This window comes from Mesorhizobium sp. B2-4-18, assembly GCF_006441385.1.
Classification (GTDB): Bacteria; Pseudomonadota; Alphaproteobacteria; order Rhizobiales; family Rhizobiaceae; genus Mesorhizobium; species Mesorhizobium australicum.
This window is the reverse complement of record NZ_VFUW01000001.1, coordinates 399,199-417,347: the sequence shown is the minus strand read 5'-3', so window position 1 is coordinate 417,347 and position 18,149 is coordinate 399,199. Positions and strand designations below refer to the sequence as shown.

At 63.6% G+C, this 18,149-nt stretch carries 17 protein-coding genes; 16 read left to right on the top strand and 1 reads right to left on the bottom strand.

The features are described from left to right. Positions 1 to 43 precede the first annotated feature (43 nt). The gene (locus FJ527_RS01905) at positions 44 to 1,321 is read left to right on the top strand and encodes a 4-aminobutyrate--2-oxoglutarate transaminase (protein ID WP_015314032.1); all 1,278 of its coding nucleotides are present in this window, start codon (positions 44 to 46) and stop codon (positions 1,319 to 1,321) included. Positions 1,322 to 1,433: 112 nt separating this feature from the next. On the opposite strand, the gene FJ527_RS01900 is transcribed toward FJ527_RS01905, so the two are convergent. After that, a complete protein-coding gene (locus FJ527_RS01900) occupies positions 1,434 to 2,687 on the bottom strand; it encodes an FAD-dependent oxidoreductase (protein WP_140821402.1) in 1,254 nt (417 codons plus the stop codon). Between the two features lie 432 nt (positions 2,688 to 3,119). Between FJ527_RS01900 and FJ527_RS01895 the strand changes: the two genes are divergently transcribed. From FJ527_RS01895 to lnt, 15 genes are all read left to right on the top strand, one after another. Then, positions 3,120 to 4,409 carry an imelysin family protein gene (locus tag FJ527_RS01895; RefSeq protein ID WP_140821400.1) on the top strand — a complete coding sequence of 430 codons (1,290 nt, stop codon included), beginning with the start codon at positions 3,120 to 3,122 and terminating at the stop codon, positions 4,407 to 4,409. Between the two features lie 48 nt (positions 4,410 to 4,457). Further along, positions 4,458 to 4,769, top strand: a complete 312-nt coding sequence (locus tag FJ527_RS01890) for a (2Fe-2S)-binding protein (protein ID WP_140821398.1) — start codon at positions 4,458 to 4,460, stop codon at positions 4,767 to 4,769. Next, positions 4,735 to 5,220, top strand: a complete 486-nt coding sequence (gene bfr / locus FJ527_RS01885; protein WP_015314026.1) for a bacterioferritin — start codon at positions 4,735 to 4,737, stop codon at positions 5,218 to 5,220. Before FJ527_RS01890 ends, bfr begins: the two co-directional genes overlap by 35 nt. Before the next feature lie 12 nt (positions 5,221 to 5,232). Then, positions 5,233 to 6,834, top strand: a complete 1,602-nt coding sequence (locus FJ527_RS01880; protein ID WP_015314025.1) for a di-heme oxidoredictase family protein — start codon at positions 5,233 to 5,235, stop codon at positions 6,832 to 6,834. Next, positions 6,834 to 7,913 carry an imelysin family protein gene (locus tag FJ527_RS01875; protein ID WP_015314024.1) on the top strand — a complete coding sequence of 360 codons (1,080 nt, stop codon included), beginning with the start codon at positions 6,834 to 6,836 and terminating at the stop codon, positions 7,911 to 7,913. Before FJ527_RS01880 ends, FJ527_RS01875 begins: the two co-directional genes overlap by 1 nt. A 352-nt stretch (positions 7,914 to 8,265) precedes the next feature. Beyond that, positions 8,266 to 9,372, top strand: a complete 1,107-nt coding sequence (locus tag FJ527_RS01870; RefSeq protein ID WP_140821396.1) for a DUF1513 domain-containing protein — start codon at positions 8,266 to 8,268, stop codon at positions 9,370 to 9,372. 107 nt (positions 9,373 to 9,479) lie between these two features. After that, entirely contained in the window at positions 9,480 to 10,157 is a 678-nt protein-coding gene (gene tsaB, locus FJ527_RS01865; protein ID WP_140821394.1) for a tRNA (adenosine(37)-N6)-threonylcarbamoyltransferase complex dimerization subunit type 1 TsaB, read from the top strand. Between the two features lie 82 nt (positions 10,158 to 10,239). After that, positions 10,240 to 10,734: a ribosomal protein S18-alanine N-acetyltransferase gene (rimI, locus tag FJ527_RS01860; protein ID WP_015314021.1), complete on the top strand. Its 495-nt coding sequence runs from the start codon at positions 10,240 to 10,242 to the stop codon at positions 10,732 to 10,734. 121 nt (positions 10,735 to 10,855) lie between these two features. Next, complete coding sequence (locus FJ527_RS01855; protein ID WP_140722964.1) at positions 10,856 to 11,656, top strand: 1-acyl-sn-glycerol-3-phosphate acyltransferase; 801 nt, start codon at positions 10,856 to 10,858, stop codon at positions 11,654 to 11,656. Between the two features lie 62 nt (positions 11,657 to 11,718). Continuing rightward, the gene (miaB, locus tag FJ527_RS01850; RefSeq protein ID WP_140821392.1) at positions 11,719 to 13,140 is read left to right on the top strand and encodes a tRNA (N6-isopentenyl adenosine(37)-C2)-methylthiotransferase MiaB; all 1,422 of its coding nucleotides are present in this window, start codon (positions 11,719 to 11,721) and stop codon (positions 13,138 to 13,140) included. A gap of 83 nt (positions 13,141 to 13,223) precedes the next feature. Beyond that, on the top strand, positions 13,224 to 14,216 hold the full coding sequence (locus FJ527_RS01845) for a PhoH family protein (RefSeq protein WP_031241013.1): 993 nt from the start codon (positions 13,224 to 13,226) through the stop codon (positions 14,214 to 14,216). Positions 14,217 to 14,234: 18 nt separating this feature from the next. Beyond that, positions 14,235 to 14,741, top strand: coding sequence for an rRNA maturation RNase YbeY (gene ybeY, locus FJ527_RS01840; protein WP_140821390.1), 507 nt, complete (start codon positions 14,235 to 14,237; stop codon positions 14,739 to 14,741). Between the two features lie 28 nt (positions 14,742 to 14,769). Then, the gene (locus FJ527_RS01835; RefSeq protein WP_015314016.1) at positions 14,770 to 15,864 is read left to right on the top strand and encodes a hemolysin family protein; all 1,095 of its coding nucleotides are present in this window, start codon (positions 14,770 to 14,772) and stop codon (positions 15,862 to 15,864) included. Positions 15,865 to 15,878: 14 nt separating this feature from the next. Beyond that, entirely contained in the window at positions 15,879 to 16,349 is a 471-nt protein-coding gene (locus FJ527_RS01830; RefSeq protein WP_140821388.1) for a VOC family protein, read from the top strand. A gap of 87 nt (positions 16,350 to 16,436) precedes the next feature. Beyond that, positions 16,437 to 18,029, top strand: coding sequence for an apolipoprotein N-acyltransferase (gene lnt, locus FJ527_RS01825; RefSeq protein ID WP_140821386.1), 1,593 nt, complete (start codon positions 16,437 to 16,439; stop codon positions 18,027 to 18,029). The last annotated feature ends 120 nt before the right edge of the window (positions 18,030 to 18,149 follow it).

The window sequence follows — 18,149 nt, the reverse complement described above, 5'->3', positions numbered from 1 at the left end:
AACGGCATCAAACAGAACGGGCGCCGGCCCGGTGAGGGATATGATGAAGAACTCCGCCATTTCCGAACGCAAGAACCAGTCGATCTCGCGCGGCGTCGGCATGACCACGCAAATCTACGCCGACCGGGCCGAGAATTCGGAGATCTGGGATGTCGAGGGCCGCCGCTATATCGACTTCTCCTCGGGCATCGCCGTCGTCAACACCGGCCATCGTCATCCCAGGGTGATCGAGGCGGTCAAGGCGCAACTCGACCGCTTCACCCACACCTGCCACCAGGTCGTGCCTTACGAGAGCTATGTGCGGCTGGCCGAACGGCTGAACGCCATGCTGCCCGGCAAGTTCGAGAAGAAGACGATCTTCGTCACCACCGGCGCCGAGGCGGTGGAGAATGCCATCAAGATCGCTCGCAACGCCACCGGCCGCCAGGCCGTCATCGCCTTCGGCGGCGGCTTCCACGGCCGCACCTTCATGGGCATGGCGCTGACCGGCAAGGTCGTGCCCTACAAGGTTGGCTTCGGCGCCATGCCGGGCGACGTCTACCACGTGCCGTTCCCCGTGCAACTGCATGGCGTCTCGGTCGCCGATTCGCTGGCGGCACTCGACAAGCTGTTCAAGGCGGATGTCGATCCGGCCCGCGTCGCCGCAATCATCATCGAGCCCGTTCAGGGCGAGGGCGGCTTCTACGACGCGCCGCGTGAACTCCTGACGGCGCTACGCAAGCTCTGCGATCAGCACGGCATGCTGCTCATCGCCGACGAAGTGCAGACCGGCTTTGCCCGCACCGGCAGGATGTTCGCCATGGACCATCACGAGGTGGCGGCCGACATCACCACCATGGCCAAGAGCCTGGCCGGCGGCTTCCCGCTTGCGGCGGTCACCGGCCGCGCCGAGATCATGGATGCGCCCAGCCCCGGCGGGCTCGGCGGCACCTATGGCGGCAGCCCGATCGGCGTCGCCGCGGCACACGCCGTCCTGGATGTCATCGAGGACGAAAAGCTCTGCGACCGCGCCAACACGCTGGGTGCGCGGCTCAAGCAGCGTCTGCAGTCGATCCGTGACGACGTGCCCGAGATCGTCGACATCAGGGGTCTGGGCTTCATGAACGCGGTCGAGTTCAACGACGTCAAGAAAGGCCTGCCGTCGGCCGAGATCGCCAACGCGATCCGCCTGAAGGCTCTCGACAAGGGTCTGATCCTGTTGACCTGCGGCGTCTACGGCAACGTCATCCGCTTCCTGGCGCCGATCACCATCCAGGACGAGGTCATGAACGAAGCGCTCGACATTCTGGAAAGCTCGATCCGCGAAGTCTGCGCAGCCTGAACCACGTTACCTCCCCCTCGTGGGGAGGTCGGACCGCAGGTCCGGGTGGGGGGCTTGGCGCCGACCCACCCCGCCGCTGCTTCGCAGCGACCCTCCCACAAGGGGAGGGCGGCTATCCCGCAGCTCTTGCCAGCTCATCCTGCTGAAAGGCAGCCAGAGCCGCCTTCAGCCCTTCGGGACCCGTGGCCACCGTCTGCGGTGTCGGCGAGAAGCCGGCGCCGAGCATCTTGCGGCCAAGCATGTGATCGCCGGGGCGGTTGACGGATTCGATGCCGAGCAACCGATCTCCCGCGTAGTGGTAGATCGAGAACTTGTTGTCGGGCAGGTCACCGAGCACGACATGGCTGTCGCCGCCTGATGTCAGCCCGACCATCTGCAATTTCATGTCGCCAATGTCGGACCAGAACCATGGCACCGCCGAATAAGCGTCGGCGTGGCCTGATATGGTGCGCGCGGCGAGCCGCGCCTGGTCGGTGGCGTTTTGCACCGATTCCAGCCGCACGTCGCCGCCGGTGAACCAGTGCCGGTACGAGGCGGCGTCGCCGATGGCGAGGATATCCGGTACCGAGCTGCGCATCTGGTGATCGACGCGGATGCCGTTGGCGATGGTGAGGCCGGCTTCCTGCGCCAGTTCGACATTCGGCACGGCACCGATGCCCACCACGACCATGCGCGCCGGCAGCCTTTCGCCTGAGGTGGTGATCGCGGCGGTGACATGGCCGTCTTCGCCTTCGAGCCTTGCAATCGAGGTGCCGGTGAGGATGCGCACGCCTGTCGCTTCCAGCCTTTGCCGGACATGGCTGGCCACCACCGGCGCCACGGCGCGGCCAAGCAGCCGGTCGACCGCCTCGACAACGGTGACGGTGCGGCCCGCCGCCCGAAGCGTCGCGGCGATTTCCAGTCCGATGAAGCCGCCGCCGAGAATAACGACATCTTCGCTGTGCGCGCTCAAGTCCCGGATCAGCCGGGCATCCGCCAGCGAGCGCAGCGACACCACGCCGAACAGCTCCGCGCCGGGTAATGGCAAGGCACGCGGGCGCGATCCGGTCGCCAGGATCAGATGGTCGAAGGCAAGTGCGCCACCGCCAGCGATGTCGAGACTGCCGCGGCCGGTATCGATGCGCTCGATCCGGATGCCCGGCCGGTAGTCGATGGCGCTGCCGGTGTAGAAGGCTTCGCCGCGCAAGGGCTGCGGCTTGGCCGTGGCATCCTTGATGAAAGTCTTCGACAGCGGCGGCCTGTGATAGGGCAGTTCGTTCTCGTCGCCCACCAGGATCACCGGCCCATCATAGCCATCCTCGCGCAGACTGGCGGCCGCCTGCACGCCCGCATGACCCGCACCGACAATGACCACGCCGTTCTTCATCGCATTCCGATCCCGATTCGATCCTAGGACGCCTCGCCAAGTGGCAATTGCCTGGCACCGCCGCAAGAGAATGTCTGCGGGTCGCACCCGGGATGGCGACTGTCAATCGTACAGTTCGGCCGCAAAGCCGGTGCAGGGGAACGCGTAAAGTTGACAGTTGTAGTTTAGAATAATTCTAAACTGTTGTTTCGATTAGGTTTTTCAGCAATTTCCGTTGACTCCATCGAACTCGAAGTTTTAAGGAAGCTTGCGCATTGGCGCATCCCTTTGATGTCTGGGCCTTGAACCCGTTCGATTGGAGGCATTTTGGTGTCTTTCTTCCCTGAGCCGCGCGGCAGCGCGGCATATCTTGCGGCCGGTGGCATGCACACGGCCTGGTGCCGGTTGCCGCGCGCGCCGTTTGCGGAATTCCCGAGAAACTGGAGAGCGATAATGACGGCACGATATGGCGGCAGGCTTGTGGCGATCGGCGCCACGGCGCTGCTGACGGCGGCGGTGTTCGTGCTGCCTGCAAAGGCGCAAACCGATGCGAAGGCGGTGATCAAGACCTATTCCGACATCGCGCTTGCCAAGTACGAGGATTCGCTAACCACGGCGCGGACGCTGGACAAGGCGGTCGACGTGCTGCTGGCCAACCCGTCGGCGGAAACGCTCAATGCCGCCCGCGACGCCTGGAAGGCGGCGCGCGTGCCCTACCAGCAGACCGAGGTCTATCGCTTCGGCAACAAGGTCGTCGACGACTGGGAGGGCGAGGTGAATTCCTGGCCGCTGGACGAAGGCCTGATCGACTATGTCGCCAAGAGCTACGGCACGGAATCGGACGCGAATTCTCTCTACACCGCCAATGTGATCGCCAACAAGGAGATCGAAATCAACGGCAAGAAGATCGACGCCTCGACGCTTTCGCCGGAATTCCTCTCCGGGACCTTGCAGCAAGCCGGCGGTATCGAGGCCAACGTCGCTACCGGCTATCACGCCATCGAGTTCCTGCTCTGGGGCCAGGATCTGCATGGCACCGGTCCAGGCGCCGGCGAGCGTCCCTATACGGATTACGACCTCAAGAACTGCACCGGCGGCAATTGCGACCGCCGCGCACAGTACCTGAAATCGGCAACTGACCTTCTGGTCTCCGACCTGCAGAAGATGGTCAACGACTGGAAGGAAGACGGCGCCGCGCGCAAGAACCTCGTCGATGGCGAGCCGAACACCGCGATCTCGATCATCTTCACCGGCATGGGCTCGCTCTCCTACGGCGAACTGGCCGGCGAGCGCATGAAGCTCGGCCTGCTGCTGCACGATCCCGAAGAGGAGCATGACTGCTTCTCCGACAACACCTACAATTCTCATCTCTATGATGCAGTCGGCATTCGCGCCGCCTATCACGCCAGCTACACAAGGCTGGATGGTACCGTCGTTTCGGGTCCCTCGGTGCACGACATGGTCAAGGCAGCGGATCCGGCAATCGACAAGGAACTGTCCGACAAGCTCGATGTTTCGGTCGCCAAGATGGAAGCCATCAAGGCACGGGCATTGGCCGGCGAGGCCTACGACCAGCAGATCGCCGAGGGCAATACGGCGGGCAATGCCACCGTGCAGGCGGCAATCGACGCATTGATCGACCAGACCAAGTCGATCGAACGCGCCGTCGGCGCCTTGAAGCTGAACAACATCGCCTTCGAAGGCTCCGACAGTCTCGACGCGCCCGACAAGGTGTTCAAGTAAGCCCCCAGCCAAACGGCGCATCGGAGCGCCGTCAGCCAGAGCGACGAAATGCTGATCTGCCATTGCAACATCATCACCGAGAAGGAGATCGAGCAGACGATCATCGGCCTGCTGGATGAGGATCCCTGGCAGCTCATCGTGCCGGCAAAGGTCTATCACGCCATGCACAAACGGGGTCGCTGTTGCGGCTGCTTCCCAAATGTGGTCGAAACGATCATTCGGGTCACCGAGAACTACCACGCCCGCTCGCAGGCAAGCGGCGTGGACATCGTTTCACATCTGGATCGCGTCAGAGGCCTGCGCATCCAATACGGGAGCAGGACCCATGAAAGGCGAACCACAGATCATCGAGCGGCTTAACGAGGCTCTCTTTCTGGAGCTCGGCGCCGTCAACCAGTATTGGGTGCATTTCCGCCTGCTCGAGGATTGGGGATACGCCAAGCTGGCCAAGAAGGAGCGGGCGGAATCGATCGAGGAGATGCACCACGCCGACAAGCTCGTCGCCCGCATCATCTTCCTTGAAGGCCATCCCAACCTGCAGTCCGTGGCGCCGCTGCGCATCGGCCAGAACGTCAAGGAAGTGCTCGAATCCGACCTGGCCGGTGAATATGACGCGCGCACTGCCTATAAGCGCTCGCGCGAAATCTGCGAGGAAGCGGGCGACTACGTGACGATGAAACTGTTCGAGGAACTGCTCGCCGACGAGGAAAGCCATATCGACTTCCTCGAGACGCAGCTCGACCTGCTGGCCTCGATCGGTGAGGAAAAGTACGGCCAGCTCAACGCCGCACCGGCGGACGAGGCGGACTAAGGATATGCGGGAATGCGGCGCCTCTTAGACGTCCTGCGCCGCTTGCGGCGGGCCAAGGGCCCGCCGCGCCTCCGGAAAATGCCAGCCATATCGGCTGGTCGGCACGGCATTATTCTGATGCTGGCGCTGACCACTTCTGCCATCGCCGGCGACCTTCTACCCGCCGGTCTCGCCACCACGCGCACCGACCTTAATGCCAAGGATCAGGTGCGCGTCACAGCCATTACCAGGCCGACCACGGATTTTTCCAAGCCCGAGCCTTTCGAACTGATGCAAGGTGGCGCCGGCACCTCGCGGAAAGACATCAGCCGTGATTCCTTCTCGCAATCTTCGGCCAACATCAGCTTCGAGGAAGAAGGCACCTTCAAGCTCGGCAATGCGCTTTTCCGCAAGAACTGGGTCTCATCGCCGTCCTCGACGCAGGCATCGGATGGGCTCGGACCCTTGTTCAACGAACGGGCCTGCCAGAACTGCCATCTGAAGGATGGACGCGGACGGCCGCCGCAAGCCGATGTTGGCACCACCTCGATGTTCCTGCGGCTGGCGCGCGATGCCAGCAGCGCGGAAGAAAAGGCGGCGCTCGCCGACTATAGGCTGCTCAACCTTCCAGACCCGGTCTATGGCACGCAATTGCAGCAACTGGCCGTGCCTGGTCTCAGGGGTGAGGGCAGGATGCGTGTCGACTATCGGGAACGGAAGGTGGAACTGCCGGACGGCACCGCGGTTTTACTGCGCAAACCCGCCTATACGATCGATGATCTCGGCTACGGGCCGCTCGATCCGCACACCACGCTGTCGCCGCGCCTGACGCCGCCGATGATCGGCCTCGGCCTCATCGAACAGATCGCGCCGGCCGACATTCTGGCCCGTGCCGACCCTGACGACAGGGATGGCGATGGTATTTCCGGCAAGCCCAACATCGTGCGTGATGGCCTGAGCGGCGAGCTGACGCTTGGCCGTTTCGGCTGGAAGGCGCAGACCGCGTCGATCCGCCAGCAGGCCGCCGATGCCTTTGCCGGCGATATCGGCATCTCGACGCCGGAGGCGCCGAAACACTGGGGCGATTGCACCGCCGCGCAGGAAAAGTGCCTCGCCATGCCCAACGGCGTGCAGGCGCGCCTCGGCCCGGTCGAGGCGCCGGCGCCGGTGATGGATCTCGTCACCTTCTATTCGCGCAACCTGGCGGTGCCGGCGCGACGCGACCTCGCCTCGCCTGAGGTGCTCGCCGGCAAGAAGGTCTTTTATGAAATCGGCTGCGTTGCCTGTCACACGCCGAAATTCGTTACCCGTCGCGATGCACCTGACAAGCCGCAGGCGTTCCAGTTGATCTGGCCTTATTCCGATTTCCTGCTGCACGACATGGGGCCGGATCTTGCCGACGGCCAGGCTGTGGGCGATGCGACCGGCAATGAGTGGCGCACGCCGCCGCTATGGGGCATCGGCCTCACCGAAATGGTCAACGGCAATTCCTTCTATCTGCACGATGGTCGTGCGCGCACTTTGGTCGAGGCCATCCTGTGGCATGGCGGCGAGGCGCAGAAGGCGCGCGACCGCTTTGCCGCCACCAGCGCCACCGAGCGCGATGCATTGGTCAAATTCCTGGGGTCACTTTGATGGCGAAGCGTTTCGCGCTGGTTCTCGTTCTTCCGCTGGTTCTGCTGGGCGCCTTGCCCGCATCGGCCGCGGTGAAAGCCTCTGATGTCATCCAGCGCGCGATCGACGGCTTTGTCCGCCCGGCATATGAGGACCTGCACCAGCATGCGGAAGCCCTGACCAAAGCCATGCACAAGCTTTGCGAGGCGCCCTCGCAAGCGGACCTTGAAGCGGCGCGAGCCGCGTTCTCGGCTACCGTCTACGCCTGGTCATCGGCCGAGATCATCGGTTTCGGGCCGATCAAGGAGAACAACAGGCTGGAGCGCATGCTGTTCTGGCCGGATCGCAAGAGCATCGGCCTGAAACAGGTGCAGGCGGCGTTGTCGGACAAGGATCCCGCTGCCACCGATCCTGTCCAGCTTGCCGGCAAGAGCGTTGCCATGCAGGGGCTCGGGGCGCTGGAATTCGTGCTCTACGGCGACGGCGCCGACGCCTTGACGGGCAAGGCTGAATCCTATCGCTGCGCTTACGGGGCGGCTGTCGCCGGCAACATCGAAACCATCGCCGCGGACGTCAGCGCGGCCTGGGACAAACCAGATGGATTCGCGGCACTGTGGGCCAATCCGGGGCCGCAAAACACGCTCTATCGCGATGGTAACGAGGCGGTGACCGAACTGGTCGGCGTCTTGATCAACGAACTGGAAATGGTCCGCGATGTGCGCCTGAAGGGTTTTCTGGGCGCCAAGCCCGAGGCCGACAAGCCAAAACAGGCGATCTACTGGCGTTCGCAGAACACCGCCAACGCGCTGGCCGGAAATCTGGCCGGCATCGATGCGCTGTTCCAGGTGTCGAAGCTCGGCAACGCGCTGCCGCCGGATGCGCGCTGGATGGCAGAGTCGATCCACATCCAGCTGCTCAACGGCGTTGCGACCGCCAAGGCCGTCCAGGGTCCGATCGACAAGGCGCTCGCCGATCCGGCGCTGCGCGAAAAACTCGAGCATCTCGCCCTGATCACCTCCAGCCTGTCGACCCTGATCGGCGCCAGGCTGACCGCCGAATTCGGCCTGACCGCCGGCTTCTCGTCGCTGGATGGAGACTGAGCGTGACCTTGAGATTGGCCGAAACGCCCATAGCTTCGTCATCCTGGGGCGAAGCAAGGAGCGAAGCGACGCGGCGTAGACCCCAGGATCCATGCCGTGACCGCAAGGCCTTGCAACGGTTCAGAATTCTGCTCTGCTGCATTCCTCGGCGAAAGTCACGGCATGGATCCTTGGGTCTCCGCGACGGAGCTACGCTCCTGCTCCGCCCAAGGATGACGAAGTTCCGGAGGCTTCGGCCAACTTCCAACGTCTGCGATGAGTCATTCGAAGAATCGGCAGGTGCCAAGCGTCAGCTCCGATCACTAAAAATTACCATGTCTTGGAGCCGGCCAGTGCAGGGGAGGGCCATGTCTTGAAAACGCCTCTCATCGACCGCCGCGATTTCTTGAGGGCCGCCGGCATTGGCTTTGCCGCCGCCGTGACGCCCTCGGCCTGGGCAAATACGCTCGCGGCGGATGCCGTGTTCGCCACCGCCTTCGTCAAGCGCGACGGCAGTTTTGGTGCCGCCGTTCTGTCCGAGGCCGGCAAGGTGCTGCATGCGATCGACCTGCCCGATCGCGGTCATGACGTCACCTTCGATCCGATATCGAAGCGTTCGGTGGTTTTCGCCCGCCAGCCCGGCACCTTCGCCGTGGTTTTCGATCACGCGGGGCGCGACGCCCCGCGGACCATCGCCAGCATCGCGGGCCGGCACTTCTTCGGTCATGGTGTCTTCTCGCCCGACGGCGCTCTGCTCTACGCCACCGAGAACGACTTCGACAACGCCGCTGGCGTGGTCGGCGTCTATGACGCGCGGGCGAAATTCAATCGCATCGGCGAATTCCCGACCTACGGCATGGGCCCGCACGAACTTCTTCTGCTGGGCGACGGCAAGACGATCGCGGTCGCCAATGGCGGCATCGAGACCCATCCAGACTATGGACGCGCCGAGCTCAACATTGCCACCATGAAGCCTTCCTATGTGCTGGTCGACCGCGTCACCGGCGACCTGATCGAAAAGCATGAACTGCCGGCCGCTCTCCACCAATTGTCGATCCGCCACATGGATATCGACCAGACCGGCACCGTCTGGTTCGGCTGCCAATACAGGGGCTCCGGCACCGATCGTCCGCTTCTGGTCGGTCGCGCCGCGCGGGGTAAGGAGTTGGCATTGCTCGACATGCCGCGGGATGTGCTGTCCGGTTTCCGCAACTATATCGGCTCGGTCGCCGCCAATCCTGGTGCCGGCACCGTCGCCGTCTCCTCGCCGGAAGGCAATTCGCTTGTCGTGATCGATGCGAGCAGCGGCCGGATCGTCTCCTCCAGCGCGCTGGTCGAGGTCTGCGGCGTGGCGCCCGACGGGGCAGGTTTCATGGCCACCACGGGCGCCGGCGAGATCATCGAGGGCGGTGGTGCCACGCGGACGGAACCGGACTATGTCTGGGACAATCACATGCTGCGCATAGGGCCGGCGGCATAAGCTCTTCTGCCGGGCCAAACCGAAGCCGCTTAACAAATTATGCACTACACACTTGCGGTTGCGCGCCATGGCGGGCACAGGGAATTGTTTCTCGAACCGGTCGTTTCATGAAAGTTCTCGCCATCGACTGTGCCGCCAGCCTCTGCGCCGCCTGCGTCTACGACGCGGCGGCTGGGCTGGAGCTTGGCCGCTCGGTGCTTGATCTGGGCAAGGGGCATGCCGAGCACCTGATGGCCGTCATCGCTGACGCGTTGAAGACCGGCGCGACCGACTACGCCGGACTTGGCGCCATTGCCGTCTCTGTCGGTCCGGGTTCCTTCACCGGCCTGCGCGTCGGCGTGTCGACGGCGCGTGGCCTGGCGCTGGCGCTCAAGCTGCCGGCAATCGGGGTGACGACCCTCGAGGCACTGGCCGCCGAGGCGGCCAGTGCCTTTCCTGGCCGCGCCGTGCTGGCGGCGCTTGATGCCGGCCGCGAGGAAATCCATGCCGCACTGTACGATGAAATGTCAGTGTTGACTTACGGTCCGGCCGTGGCCACGCTTGCGGATGCGGTGACGATGGCGTCGGAACGTTCCGCGGTGCTCGCCGGCACGGCAGCGACGCTGATCGCTGACGCGGCCGGCCGCACCTTCGACATCGGTCCTCGGGCGGCCACCGCCGACATTCTCACCTACGCCCGGCTGGCTGCCGCAAAGGGGCAGGGCGAACGGCCGAAGCCGCTTTATCTGCGCGATGCCGATGCCAAGCCGCAGGCCGGGTTCATACTTTCGAGGCAAAGACCATGATCCCGAAAAGTGGGAGCCGGTTTTCGCGGACAAACGGTTCCGTTTGTCCAGAGCTCATGGTCAGACGAGAAAACGAGAATTGATGCGCATACCTTTTCTTCAACCACGTCGCCGCGACTACGCGCTCGAGCCGCTCAGGATCACCGACAGCGCCGCGGTCTCGCTGCTGCACCGCGAGGATTTTGTCCGCCCCTGGACCGATGGCGAGTTCGCCGCCTTGCTCGAACAGGACACCGTGTTCGGTTATGCCGCGCGCGAAACCGGGCAGGGCGCCAAGCCGCCTGTCGGCTTCGTCCTCGCCCGGCTGGCCGCGGGCGAGGGTGAAATCCTGACCGTCGCGGTGGCACGGTCGCATCGTCGCCAGGGCCTGGGCTGGCAGTTGATGGACGCAGTGCTGCGCGAATTGCATTCGCAGCGCGCCGAAGCCTTGTTCCTCGAGGTCGATGAGACCAATGCCGCGGCGATCGCCCTCTATCGTCGGTTGGGTTTTCGGGAAGTCGGCAAGCGTCCGGATTACTACAAGTCGCCCGATCGCGGGCCGACTGGGGCGCTTGTCATGCGCCGCGATCTTCGCTAGCCAGGGACCGCATGATCCCGAAAATCGAATCCGATTTCGGAGAGGATCATGCGCCAGAATTAAGGTGTTACAGCGTCCTTTGCGCGTCCAAGAGGACGCGCGGCGCTGTAATGGTAGGGCGATGATCAAGAAAATCAGGATTTTCCTGGCGCTGGGCCTCGTCGTCGCTGGGTCGCTGGTTTTCGTGCCGCTGCAGATCCTGTCGATGAAGACCGGTTGGTGGCCGGAAACCTTCATCCTCAAGATCTGGCACCGGCTGATCATCCGGGCGCTCGGCATGCGTATCCATGTCAGGGGGGCGCTGTCCGACAAACGCCCCTTGCTGGTTGCCTCGAACCACATCTCCTGGACCGACATCATGGTGCTGGGCTCCTTTGCCGATGTGAAATTCATCGCCCGAGCCGATATGGAAGGCTGGCCGCTGATCGGCATGCTGTCGAAACTGCAGCGCACTGTTTTCATCGAGCGCGAACGCAAGCGTTCGTCTGGCGATCAGGCCAGCGAGATCGCCAGACGCATGGCCAAGGGCGATGCCATGGTGCTGTTCGCCGAGGGTTCGACCGGTGACGGCAATGTCGTCCTGCCCTTCAAAAGCACCCTGTTCGGCGCCGCCTCGATGGCCATCTCCGAAGGCGCGGCCGAGCAGGTCTTTATCCAGCCCGTTGCGATCGCCTATACGCGCCTGCACGGCGTGCCGCTCGGCCGCCGCCACCGTCCGATCGCAGCCTGGATCGGCGACGAGGACCTGATGCCGCATCTCAAGGTGCTGATGGCCGAGGGCGCGCTCGACGTCGAGGTGCATTTCGGCGAGCCGATCGCCTTTGCCAAGGGTTCCAACCGCAAGGAAACGGCCAAGCTGATGGAAGGCCGGGTGCGCGAGATGATGCAGGCGGCCCTTGCCGATCCGCTCCCGAGCCGCTGAACCCAACGCCCCAAGGCAGAATCGTCTGTTTTTTGTCACGGAAAGGCGTTAGAAGCCGCCGGATGGACTTGAACACGATTGAAAGCGACGACATCGGCACTGTGGCCGGACAGCCGGCGGCGAACGCCACGGCAGCCAAGAAGGTCTTCGTCAAGACCTATGGCTGCCAGATGAACGTTTATGATTCACAGCGCATGACCGATGCGTTGGTCGCTGACGGCTATACGGCGACCGATGTCATCGGCGAGGCCGATCTGGTGCTGCTCAACACCTGCCATATCAGGGAAAAAGCCGCCGAAAAGGTCTATTCCGAACTTGGCCGCATCCGCGACATGAAGGCCGAGCGGGCCAGCGCTGGCCGCGAGATGCTGATCGGTGTTGCCGGCTGCGTGGCGCAAGCCGAGGGCGCCGAGATCATCCGGCGTTCGCCGGCCGTCGACCTGGTCATCGGTCCGCAGACTTATCACCGTCTGCCCGACGTGCTGGCGCGTGTTCGCGGCGGCGAAAAGATCGTCGAAACCGAATACGCCATCGAGGATAAGTTCGAACATCTGCCGCAGCCCAAGCGTGCCGAGGTGATCAAGCGTGGCGTCACCGCCTTCCTCACCGTCCAGGAAGGCTGCGACAAGTTCTGCACCTTCTGCGTCGTGCCCTATACGAGAGGCTCGGAAGTGTCGCGGCCGGTGGCGCAGATCGTCGCCGAGGCCGAGCGGCTGGCCGAGGCCGGGGTGCGCGAGGTGACGCTGCTCGGCCAGAACGTCAACGCCTGGCATGGCCAGGGCGAGGCCAAAGGGGGCAAGACCGCGGAATGGGGTCTCGGGCGGCTGCTGTTCCGGCTGGCCGAAATCCCCGGCCTGGCGCGGCTGCGCTACACCACCAGCCATCCGCGCGACATGGACGACGAATTGATCGCCGCGCACCGCGACTTGGCCGCACTGATGCCCTATCTGCACCTGCCGGTGCAATCCGGGTCGGATCGCATTTTGAAGGCGATGAACCGCAGGCATACGGCCAAGGACTATCTGGCGCTGCTCGACCGCATCCGCGCCGCCCGCCCCGATATCGCGCTGTCGGGCGATTTCATCGTTGGTTTCCCCGGCGAGACGGAGGCCGATTTCGAGGCGACCATGGATCTGGTGCGCCAGGTAAATTATGCCTCGGCCTTCACGTTCAAATATTCGCCGCGTCCCGGTACGCCCGGCGCCGAGATGTCCGACCACGTGCCGGAAGCGGTCAAGGACGACCGCTTGCAGCGCCTGCAGGCATTGCTCTTGAAGCAACAGCAGGATTTCGGCTTGAGTTTGATCGGCAGCACCATAGATACGCTGATCGAGAAGCCCGGTCGTCAGGCCGGCCAGAAGGTCGGCCGCTCGCCTTGGCTGCAGCCAGTTATTGTTGATGAAAACGCCGGCGAAATCGGTGACATTATCAAGGTGCGAATCACGAAGACGGGCTACAACAGCCTGTTCGCCGAATTGGCCTGATGGTCTCGGCAGATGAGGAGAGACGGTTGAGCGCAGCGGAGCTGAAGAATCTGCCCCCGGTACCGGCATCCGGGGCTTCTGACATGGCGCACATCGTTTTGACTTTCGACAACAACAAGCTTGCCAGCGCCCTTTACGGCCAGTTCGACGAAAACCTGGCCCGGCTTGAGCAGAAGCTCGGCGTCGACATACGCTCGCGCGGCAACCAGCTGACCATCAAGGGATCCGCTTCGGCCGCCGAACAGGCGCGCCGCGCCTTGGACAATCTCTACGGCATCCTGCAGAAGGGCGTCGATATCAGCCAGTCCGATGTCGACGGGGCCGTGCGCATGGCTATCGCCGCCGACGACCAGCTCACGCTGCCGACATTGGAGCGCAAGGGCAAGGTCTCCGCCGCCCAGATCGCCACCCGCAAGAAGACCATCTATGCCCGCTCCCTGAATCAGGACGCTTACATGCGGGCGCTGGAGCGGTCGGAACTGGTGTTCGGCATCGGTCCAGCCGGCACCGGCAAGACCTATCTGGCAGTGGCGCATGCGGCGATGCTGCTGGAACGCGGCATGGTCGAGCGCATCATTTTATCGCGACCGGCTGTCGAGGCGGGCGAACGGCTGGGCTTCCTGCCGGGCGACATGAAGGAGAAGGTCGATCCCTATCTGCGGCCGCTCTATGACGCGCTCTACGACATGATGCCGGCCGACAAGGTCGAGCGCGCCATTGCAGCCGAAGTAATCGAAATCGCGCCGCTCGCCTTCATGCGCGGCCGCACGCTGGCGCACGCCGCCGTCATTCTCGACGAAGCGCAGAACACCACGCCGATGCAGATGAAGATGTTTCTCACCCGTCTCGGCGAGAACTCGCGCATGATCGTCACTGGCGATCCGACACAGATCGACCTTCCTCCGAGCACCAAGTCGGGCCTGGTCGAAGCCTTGCGTGTCCTCGACGGTGTGGCAGGCGCGGTAACCGTACGCTTCAACGATGTCGACGTCGTCCGCCATCCGCTGGTGGCGGAAATCGTCAGGGCCTATGATCGGGACGCCAAGCTGGCTCGTGGCCTCGGTGCCGAGAATTGATCTTGACGATGCGGCCTCATGGCTGAGGACAACACATCCGGCGGCGGGAGCCTTCCGGTTCCCGTCGAGATCGATATATCGGTTGAAGCGGGCGACTGGCCCGATGAAGCAAGCCTGACGCGGCTGGTCGATCGCGCGGTTGACGCCGCCTTTGCCGAGACCGGTGCGGCGGGTCATTCCGAACTCAGCATTGTTTTTTCCGACGACGCCCATGTCCGTACGTTGAATGCCGGCTGGCGCGGCAAGGACAAGCCCACCAACGTGTTGTCTTTCCCGGCTTTTCCGCCGGCAAAAGGCGGCCCGCTGCCGCCGATGCTCGGCGACATCGTGCTTGCCGCCGAGACGGTGGCGCGCGAGGCGGCACTGGAAGACAAGCCGCTGGAGAACCATATCTGCCATCTCGTCATCCATGGCCTGCTGCATCTCATCGGCCATGATCACGAGACCGACGCGGAGGCCGAGGAGATGGAAGCCATCGAGCGCGCCGCGCTGGCAAGGCTTGCCATTCCCGATCCCTACGCGTAACTAAAAACGACCAATTGACCGGACGACGATGAACGACAAACCAGAGACTGCCGCCCGCCCCGATGTCGGCAGTGCGATCAAGGCTTCCGATACGTCGGAAGAGGGATCAGGTCCGAGTACCGTCACCCCTGGTGTTGCCAACACTGGCAGCGCGGCCATCGAGCCGTCGCCTGCCGGCCCCTCCCTGTTCAACCGCGTGCTGGGCCTGTTCCGGCAACGCAACGGCACCAGCCTGCGAGAAGAGATCGCCGGCGCGCTCGCCGAGACGACGAGCGATGTCGAATCCTTCTCGCCTGGCGAGCGCGCCATGCTCAACAACATCCTGCGCCTGCGCGAGGTGCGCGTCGAGGACGTCATGGTGCCGCGCGCCGATATCGAGGCGGTCGAGATCGCCACGTCCCTCGGTGACTTGCTTGGCATGTTCGAACAATCCGGCCATTCCCGCATGCCGGTCTATTCCGAGACGCTCGACGACCCGCGCGGCATGGTCCATATCCGCGACGTGCTGGCCCATATCACCAAGCTGGCGCGCGTCAGGAAGGGCCGTGCAACCCGCAAAACGCCTGTCGCCACGGTTCTCGATCTCGCCCAGGTCGACCTCGCGCGCACCATCGGAGAGCTCAACCTGATCCGGCAGGTCCTGTTCGTGCCGCCGTCGATGCTTGCGTCCGACCTGATGGGCCGCATGCAGACGACGCGCACGCAGATGGCCCTGGTCATCGATGAATATGGCGGCACGGACGGCCTCGTCTCGCTCGAGGACATCGTCGAGATGGTAGTTGGCGACATCGAGGACGAGCACGACGACGACGAGCCGATGATCACCCAGACCGGCGACGGCGTGTTTATCGTCGACGGCAAGGCCGAGATCGACGAGGTCGCCAAGATGATCGGCGAGGATTTCGCCGCCGGTGAACATGGCGAGTATGTCGACACCATTGGCGGCATGATCTTCAACACGCTCGGCCGCGTGCCGGCGCGCGGCGAGGTGGTGCAGGCCATTCCCGGCTTCGAATTCCATGTGCTGGACGCCGATCCGCGCCGCGTCAAGCGCGTTCGCATCGTGCAGAGCCAGAAGGGCGAACGCCGCCGGCGGGTCACGGCGCGCACCGAACAGGCCTGAAAGCCTGCTGTCGCATGACGATCGAGGATCCGTTCAAGCACTCGGTCCTCGGCTCCGGCGTGTTTTACAAAGATCCACGCTCTGCCCTGGATTGGCTTGAAGCAGCCTTTGGCTTCGAGCGCAGCATGGTGGTCAGCAATGCCGAGGGAAAGCTGGTCCACGCCGAAATGCGGTTCGGCGATTGCTACCTCATTGTCGATTCTGAATGGGCCGATCATGTCGCGAGCCCCGCGTCGGTCCAGGGCAAGAACACGCAATCGGTCTATGTCAGGCTGAAAGACGGCCTGGATGCGCATTGCGAGCAGGCCCGCGCGGCCGGTGCTGCAATAATCCAGGAGCCGGCCGACCAGTTCTACGGCGAACGCCAGTATCGGGCGCGCGATCCCGAGGGCCATGTCTGGACGTTCACGCAACCGGTGCGTTCTGTTTCTCGTGAAGAGGCCGAGCGGTTGGGTGGCCTGCGCATCGAAGGCTGGCACCGGTAGAGAGCGGCCGGGTCATCACGCCGGCGTTTGGAGCGCGCGGCGCGGCCTGATAAATCTTAGCTCCTGATTCGCGCGACGGAAATACGCATGGAGCGCCTTGCCGGCCGGATAATTCTGCTTTGGGGTTGGCGGCGTTCGCTCGTGGCGTTTTTCGCTGGGGCGCTGACGGTTCTGGGCCAGGCGCCTTACGATTTCTTCGCCGCCTGTTTCATTTCGTTTCCGCTGCTGGTCTGGCTGCTCGATGGCGCGACCGGCGAAGCCTCCGGCAGCCTGTTGCGGCGCCTGCGGCCGGCTTTCGCCGTCGGCTGGTGGTTCGGCTTCGGTTATTTCCTCGCCGGCCTTTGGTGGATCGGCTCGGCGCTGCTGGTCGAGGCCGACGACTTTGCCTGGGCGCTGCCGTTCGCGGTGGTAGGCATTCCCTTCGCGCTCGCATTTTTCTACGGCTTCGCAACGGTGGTCGCGCGGCTCCTGTGGAGCAGCGATATCGGCCGTATCGCTGCCCTTGCCTTCGGTTTTGCGCTGGCGGAGTGGCTGCGCGGGTTCCTGTTCACCGGTTTCCCCTGGAACGCCATCGGCTACGCGGCGATGCCGGTGCCGCTTTTGATGCAAAGCGTCTCGGTGACCGGCATGATCGGCATGAACGCGCTCGCGGTTTTCCTTTTCGCACTGCCGGCGCTGCTGGCGGCGCGCCGGCATCTTCGGCTGGGCGCCGCGCTGTTTGTCGTGCTCGCCGCCGCCCATGTCGGCTTTGGCTATGTCAGGCTCAACGCCCCCGAAAAGCCGGCGACGCGCAGTCTCGATGTCCGCATCGTCCAGCCGGCCGTGGATCTGTCGGAAAAATGGGATGCCTCGGTGCGCGACCGCATCTTCGCCACCTTGCTGGGCCTCTCCGCAAAGGCACCGGACCCAGGTCACGAAAGACCGCAATTGATTCTCTGGCCGGAAACCTCGGTACCGTTCCTTTTCACGGAGCGCCCTGACGCCTTGACGGCGCTGGGCGACATGCTGGGCGACGGCCAGATGCTGATCGCCGGCGTCGTGCGTGAGGAGGGCGGCTCGGCGGCCAGCGCCGACAGCCGCTACTACAACTCCGTGGTGGCGATCGACGACAAGGGCGAGATCGCCGACGCCGTGGACAAGGTTCATCTGGTGCCGTTCGGCGAGTATCTGCCTTTCGCCGACCTGCTCGCTCGTTTCGGCATCGAACAGCTGGTCGCCGGGCCGCTGACGTTCACGGCCGGCAACGAGCGTCATGCCATCACGTTGCCGGGCGGCATTCGTGCCCTGCCATTTATCTGTTATGAGGTGATCTTTCCCGATCTGGTGGCAGTTGACGCTACGTCATCGCAGCTTATTGTGAACGTTACCAACGATGCATGGTTCGGCGACACGCCGGGACCGTATCAGCATTTCAGGCAGGCCCAGGTTCGCGCGGTGGAGAATGGATTGCCCTTGTTGCGTGCTGCCAACAACGGCATCTCGGCCGTGGTCGACGCCCGTGGCCGCGTCGTCGACGCCCTTGCGATCGACGCGCGCGGAGCCATCGATGTGAAGGTGCCTGTTTCCGCACAGACGGTCATTTCGTCCAGCCAGCGGCGCATTAACGGAATGCTGATCATGTTGCTGTTTGCGCTTGTAGGGGGGCTGTTGAACGTAAGGCAAAAGCTACGGGTGAATTGACAGCTGGCACATTAGAAACTCATACTGTACCGCCTGAAAATTTCTCGAAGCTGGTGGATCGTTCTGTTGGGGCAGTCGCCTCCGGCTTTCTTTGGGCAGGAAAAAATCACAAAGCCGAAA